Genomic DNA, 6,279 nt, shown 5'->3' with positions numbered 1-6,279 from the left:
ACCCCGATCGCCATGGACCAAGGCCTGCGCTTCGCCATCCGCGAAGGCGGCCGCACCGTCGGCGCCGGCGTCGTCGCGAAGATCGTCGAGTAGTCGATCGATCCCAGCGATAAGCTGACTATTGCGAAGGCCCCGGGGGAAACTCCGGGGCCTTTTGCTTTGGGCGATCGACGGCTGCAATCTGGTTGTAAGCTGTGCCGTGGCATGCTGCTATCTCAAGCTGTAGTCGTGAGTTCGGGGGACGGGCGTGTACGGTGAGGGAGAGGGACCAGGACCCGTGGGTTTTGGGCCCGTCGGCGATTGGGTCGAGGTTTCGGAGTTCACTCGCCCGGCGACCGCGCCGGACGGCAGCGTGGACGGCGGTCGCCGGTTTTGGCTTTCCGACAATCAGGTCGACCTGCGAAGCGGCCACGATTGGATGACGCGGGTGATCACCGAGGTGGTCAGTTCCGACGGTTTGCAGCCGACCGCCCAGATCAGTATCGACTTCGAGCCCTCGTACGAGCAGCTCAGTCTCCACCACATCCGGGTGCTGCGCGGCGACACGGTCCGAGAACTCGATATCCCGGCCCTGATCAGCGTCTTTCGCCGCGAGCGGGACCTGGAGCGGGCGATGTACGACGGCCGCCTGACCGCCCACGTCGTCGTGCCCGACCTGCGGATTGGCGACATCGTCGACTATGGCTACACGCTGAGCGGGCTGCACCCAGCGCTGAAGGGGCTGTTCGCCTGCGAGGTCTGTTTCCAGTGGGGCTGCTGGGTGGGCGAGACCAAGGTGCGGCTGCTCACCGACGCCCGCCGTCAGATCGTCACCCGCGCCTGGCGTGATCCGCCCAAGGAAGATCGCCGCGTGCTGGCCGATGGCAGTATCGATCGGGTCTGGATCTCGCGCGACACCGCGCCCTTCCGGTCCGAAGCCGACACGCCTGGCTGGGTGCGGATCCAGCCCCTGCTGCGGATCGCCGACGCCATGACCTGGAACCAGGTGGCGGCCGTCTTCGCCGGCGGCTACGCCTCGCCGCCGCGCTTGCCCGACGACCTCGAGGCCGAGGCCGTCCGCATCGAGACCGCCTCGGCCGATCCCGCCGTGCGCGTGGTCGAAGCCCTGCGCCTCGTACAAGGCTCGCTGCGCTATCACTCCGTCAGCCTGGGCGATGGCGGTTTCGTGCCGCGCCCGATCGAGCGCATCTGGGCGACGCGGGCCGGCGACTGCAAGGACTCCTCGCGCCTGCTCACCGCGCTGCTGCGCCGGTTGGGCGTCGAGGCCGATCCGGCCCTGGTCCACACCGTCAAGGGCGCGGAGCTGGACCAGGACGCGCCCAACGTCTCGGCCTTCAACCACTGCATCGTGCGGGCCCGGCTAGACGGCAAATCGTACTGGCTGGAGCCGACGCGCTATCCGCAGGGCGGCGTGCTGGAGGTGCTGTCACAGCCCCGCTACGGCTGGGCGCTGCCGCTGACGGCCGAAGCGAGCCTGGAATCGATGGGCGAGGACACCGCCACCCCGGTCTGCGACGTGAAGGAGACCTTCGACCTGGGCGCCGCGCCGGACGGCGAGAGCACGCTTCGGGTCGAGGCCGTTTATCGCGGCTGGCGGGCCGACGACATGCGCCGCCGCCTCGACAACGAAGGCCCCGCGGCGCTGGCCCAGAGCTATCGGGATTATTACGAGCGGTCCTATGGCCGGGTGACCGAGATCGCGCCGATGGAGACGGCCGACGATCTGGGCAAGAACGAGGTGCGGATCACCGAGCACTACACCCTGGCGCGGGCCTGGGAGACGCTTGAGGGGACGCGGGTGAGGTTCACGACGCTGGACGATCTGTTCGCGCCGCACCTGACCACCCAGCGCTCGATCGACCGCAAGCACCCGATCGACCTGGGCGCGCCGCGTTCGGTGTCGGTGGAGACCCTGATCAAGACCGCCAAGCCGTTCAACGTGTCCAGCTGGTCGGACGTGTTCGAGATGAGCGGCGTGCGCGCCAGCTCCAAGTTCGAGACCCTGGCGGATCGATCGTACCGCCTGCTGCGCGGCGTCAACGTGTCGAAGCGGCACCTGCCGGCCAGCGAGGCGGACGCCTTCTTCGATCTGCGCGAAGGCGCGCTGGGCTCCTCGGCCCTTCAGCTGACCGACAATCTCGTCGCGGAGCAGCCGAAGGTTGCGGGCGTGGATCGCCGGCTGATCTTCTTTGGCATCTGGGTCCTGATCATCATCGCAGCCCAGGCGATGCGGATGATGACGACGGCGTCCTGACCTAGACGAAGCGCGGTATCGGGCCGACCTGCGGCGTCTGGTCGTCCAGCTCCAGAAAGAGCTCGTCGACGAAGCACCAGCCCCAGCCCTCGGGCGGGTCATAACCTTCGATGATCGGGTGCTTGGTCGCGTGGAAGTGGGCGGTGGCGTGCTTGCCGGGCGACTGGTCGCAGCAGCCGACATGACCGCAGGTCCGGCAGAGGCGCAGGTGCACCCAGCCCGAGCCGGTCCTCAGGCACTCCTCGCAGCCCTTGGCGCCGGGCGTGACGGTGTGGATGGCGTTTCCGTGCGTGCAGGGCATGGCTGGCTCTCTAGGCTTCCGCCAGATAGGCGTGGATGGCGGCGACCACCTGGGCGCCTTCGCCGACGGCGGCGGCGACGCGCTTGACCGAGCCGGCCCGGACGTCGCCGATCGCGAACACACCCGGCAGGCTGGTCTGCAGCAGGGGCTGGCCAAGCTCGGTCCCGGTGCGGACGAAGCCGTGGTTGTCGAGCTCGACATGGCAGTCGGCCAGCCAGTGGGTGTTGGGCGTGGCGCCGATGAATAGGAAGAGGTGGCGGATCGGCCGGCGGGTCTCCTGGCCGCCATCGAGAGTGCGCCAGGCCACCTCGTCCAGGCAGCCGGCCTCGCCCTTCAGCTCGGTGACCTCGCTGCGGACCACGACCTCGATATTGGGCAGGCTCTCGATGCGGTCGATCAGGTAGCGGGACATGCTGGCGGCCAGGCTGGGGCCGCGCACGATCATCCAGACCTTGGCCACCTGGGCGGCCAGATAGACCGCCGCCTGACCCGCCGAATTGCCGGCCCCGACCAGCACCACTTCCTGGCCCGCGCACAGCTTGGCCTCCAGCGGCGAGGCCCAGTAGTGGACGCTGCTGCCCTCGAAGCGGTCGAGGTCGGCGACCTCCAGCCGGCGGTAGCGCGCGCCGCTGGCGATCACCACGGTCTTGGCCTGGGTGGTTTCGTCCGGCCCCAGGATCAGGCGGTATCGGTCGGTGTGACCCTCGCAGTCGAGGGTGGCGACCTCGTCGGGAATGGCCATCTCGGCCCCGAACTTCTGGGCCTGGTTATAGGCTCGGCCCATCAGGGCCATGCCCGACACGCCGGTCGGGAAGCCCAGGTAGTTCTCGATCCGCGCCGAGGCTCCGGCCTGGCCGCCGAAGGCGCGGGTGTCCAGCACCAGAACCGAAAGGCCCTCGGACGCGGCATAGACCGCGGTGGCCAGGCCGGCGGGACCGGCGCCGACCACGGCCACATCATAGAGGCGGTCGGGATCGACCCGGCCGACCAGGCCGATGCAGCGGGCCAGCTCGCGATTGGACGGATGGCGCAGCATCTGGCCGTTCGGGCACAAGACGATCGGCAGCTCGTTCTCGTCGACCTCGAAGCGGTCGATCAGCACTTGGGCGCAGCTGACCGTCTCGGGGTCCAGCTGCTGGAACGGGTGGCCGTTGCGGGCCAGGAATCCGCTCAGCCGGATGACCTCTGCGTCGGCGGCGCGGCCAATGATGATGGGGCCGCCGGCCCCGGTCTCGATCAGGCTGACCCGGCGCAGGATCAGGGCGCGCATGATCTTCTCGCCCAGCTCGGCCTCGGCGATCAGCACCGCACGCAGGCGTTCGGGCGCGATCAGCAGCACCTCGACGTCGGTCAGGGCCGTGACGTCGACCAGGGCCGGGCGGCCCGACAGCTGGGCGATCTCGCCGACGAACTGGCCGGGATCGTGCTCGATGATGGTGTGGGCGCGTCCGTGCTCGTCGCGCCGCGAGATGTCGATCCGCCCCGCCAGCACGACATACAGCCCGGGCCCGACCTCGCCGGCGCGCGCCAGGCTGTCGCCGGCCGCGAAGCTCAGCGGCTGGCCGAACCGCTTCAGGCGCGCGATCTGCTCCTCGTCCAGGACGGGGAACATCTGGTCGCGGCGGGTGTCGAAGGTCGATGTCGTCATACGCGAACTCAAAGCTCCTGGCGCGGTGATCGGCCATGTTCCGCGATCTCAAGTCTTGCACGTTCCTGACCTTGCGGCAGGGCGCAAAACGCGGCGACGCGCGGCCTTGGGATTTCACCCGATATCCGACCTGAAATATCGCGCTCATCTGACTGTTCTTTGATCGCTGCTCGCCGTCGACCGATCGGCGGGTGCGAGGAAGCGGAATGAACCAGCAGGTCGCCGTGCGCGCGGCGCTCGACGGGGCCGGCGAGGCCCTCCAACGCGGCGATCCGCGCGCGGCCGAGACGCTGCTGCTGGCCGCCGACCGCGACGCTCCCGGGAGCCTGGAGATTAAGCTGCAGCTGGCCCTGGCGCTCAGGCTGTCGGGCCGGTCGGAAGCCGCGCTCGAGGCGCTGGACGCGGCCCTGGCCATTGATCCCTATTGCTTCGTCGCCTTGCTGTCGAAAGGCGCGATCCTGGAGCGGGAAGGACTGCCGCGCGCCGCCGCCCAGATCTATCGCGACGCGGTGGCGGCCGCGCCGGCCGAGATTCCGCCCAGCCTGGTCTCGCCCCTGGCCCGGGCCAGGGCCGCGATCGCCCGCGACGTCGAGGCCATGGACGATTTTCTGCGCGCCAGCCTGGCGGGCGTTCCGGCCATGGCCGAGTCCGAGGCCTCGCGGCGGTTCGCGGAGGGGCTGGGCATCCTGTCCGGGCGGCTGACGCCGCAGCCGGCCCAGCCCCTGCTGCTGCACTATCCGCGCCTGCCGGCCATCCCGTTCCTGGACCGGTCGCACTTTGCCTGGCTGCCACGCCTGGAGGCGGCCACGGACATGATCCGCGAGGAGCTGCTGGCCCTGTGGCGCGCGCGGCTGGACGCCTTCGCGCCCTATATCGACCTGCCGCCCGGCGCGCCGGTCAACCAGTGGGCGGAGCTGAACCACTCCGATCAGTGGACCTCGTTCTGGCTGTGGAAGGACGGCAAGGCCCAGGAGGACGCCCTGGCGCTGTGCCCGGGGACGGCGGCGCTGTTGGCCGACCTGCCGATGGCCGACCAGCCCGGCTTCGCGCCGACGGCGGTGTTCTCCGCTTTGCGGCCCGGCGCGCATATCCCGCCCCACACGGGATCGACCAATGTGCGGTCGCTGGTCCACCTGCCGCTGATCCTGCCGGGGCCGGCGCGCTTCCGGGTCGGCAACGAGACCCGCGACTGGCGCCTGGGCGAGGCCTGGGTGTTCGACGACACCATCGAGCACGAGGCCTGGAACGAGGCCGACGAGACGCGGGTGATCCTGATCTTCGACGTCTGGAACCCGCTGCTGACCGCGCAGGAACGCGAGCGGATTTCGACGATCATGGCCGCGCGCAAGGCCTATTACCGCGGCGAGCCGCCCATGCTGAAACGACGGGTTTGACCATGCTTCGAGCCTTGGCTGCGGCGCTGGTCGCCTTGCCCATCAGCGCGGCGGCCGCGCCGAAGGCCGTTTCGCCGCTGATCGCCGACGTGGTCGCCTGTCGCGCGGTAGAAGCCGCCGAGGCGCGGCTGGCCTGTTTCGAGGCGGCGTCCGAACGGCTGGATGCGGCGTCGCGGCGGGGCGGCGTCGTGGTGATCGACCAGGCCCAGGCCGAGGCGGCCCGCCGCGACACCTTCGGCCTGGGCCTGCCCCGCCTGGCGTTTCTTGACGCCACCGGCGAAGGCAAGCCGTTGGAGGCCCTGGACGGGGTGCTGAAGAGCGTCCGCGCCTTGCCGGGCGAGGGCTTCGGGCGGTTCGAACTCGCCGACGGATCGGTCTGGCGGCAGATCTCCGGTGCGCCGCAGCCCGGCGTGAAGGCCGGCGAGGGCGTGCGGATCACGCGCGGCGCGGTCGGCAGCTACTGGATCAAGATCGGCGGCCGTCCGCCGGTGAAGGCCCACCGCGACCTCTAGGGCGTGTCGGCATACGGGGCGGAGATACGAAAACCTCGCCTTCGACAAGCTCAGGATGAGGTTTTCGACTGCATGGCCTGCGCATTGGCCCTCATCCTGAGCCTGTCGAAGGACGAGGACCACGCAAAGCCGCTGAATATCGATCCGCTCTAGCCCTCGCGAACGAAAAA

At 69.6% G+C, this 6,279-nt stretch carries 6 protein-coding genes; 4 read left to right on the top strand and 2 right to left on the bottom strand.

From position 1 onward, the window contains the following. On the top strand, positions 1–93 hold a 93-nt coding region (locus tag AC1RUS_RS18865), incomplete at its 5' end, for an EF-Tu C-terminal domain-related protein (RefSeq protein ID WP_200918645.1). A 184-nt stretch (positions 94–277) separates the two neighbouring features. Next, a complete protein-coding gene (locus AC1RUS_RS18860; protein ID WP_492918117.1) occupies positions 278–2,254 on the top strand; it encodes a DUF3857 domain-containing protein in 1,977 nt (658 codons plus the stop codon). A 1-nt stretch (position 2,255) separates the two neighbouring features. Here AC1RUS_RS18860 and AC1RUS_RS18855 read toward each other — a convergent pair whose 3' ends face one another. Together AC1RUS_RS18855 and AC1RUS_RS18850 are read right to left on the bottom strand one after the other, a co-directional pair. Continuing rightward, positions 2,256–2,555, bottom strand: coding sequence for a UBP-type zinc finger domain-containing protein (locus AC1RUS_RS18855; protein ID WP_492918116.1), 300 nt, complete (start codon positions 2,553–2,555; stop codon positions 2,256–2,258). Positions 2,556–2,565: 10 nt separating this feature from the next. Next, complete coding sequence (locus AC1RUS_RS18850) at positions 2,566–4,203, bottom strand: FAD-dependent oxidoreductase (protein ID WP_492918115.1); 1,638 nt, start codon at positions 4,201–4,203, stop codon at positions 2,566–2,568. A gap of 206 nt (positions 4,204–4,409) precedes the next feature. Between AC1RUS_RS18850 and AC1RUS_RS18845 the strand changes: the two genes are divergently transcribed. Together AC1RUS_RS18845 and AC1RUS_RS18840 are read left to right on the top strand one after the other, a co-directional pair. Beyond that, positions 4,410–5,597: an aspartyl/asparaginyl beta-hydroxylase domain-containing protein gene (locus AC1RUS_RS18845; RefSeq protein WP_492918114.1), complete on the top strand. Its 1,188-nt coding sequence runs from the start codon at positions 4,410–4,412 to the stop codon at positions 5,595–5,597. 2 nt (positions 5,598–5,599) lie between these two features. Then, positions 5,600–6,109 (top strand): hypothetical protein, encoded by a 510-nt coding sequence (locus tag AC1RUS_RS18840; protein WP_492918113.1) that lies wholly within the window; start codon positions 5,600–5,602, stop codon positions 6,107–6,109. Positions 6,110–6,279 lie beyond the last annotated feature (170 nt).

Source organism: Caulobacter sp. GW821-FHT10F06, from assembly GCF_058809215.1.
Note: the sequence above shows the minus strand (reverse complement) of the source record. Positions and strands in the feature narration are given on the sequence as shown.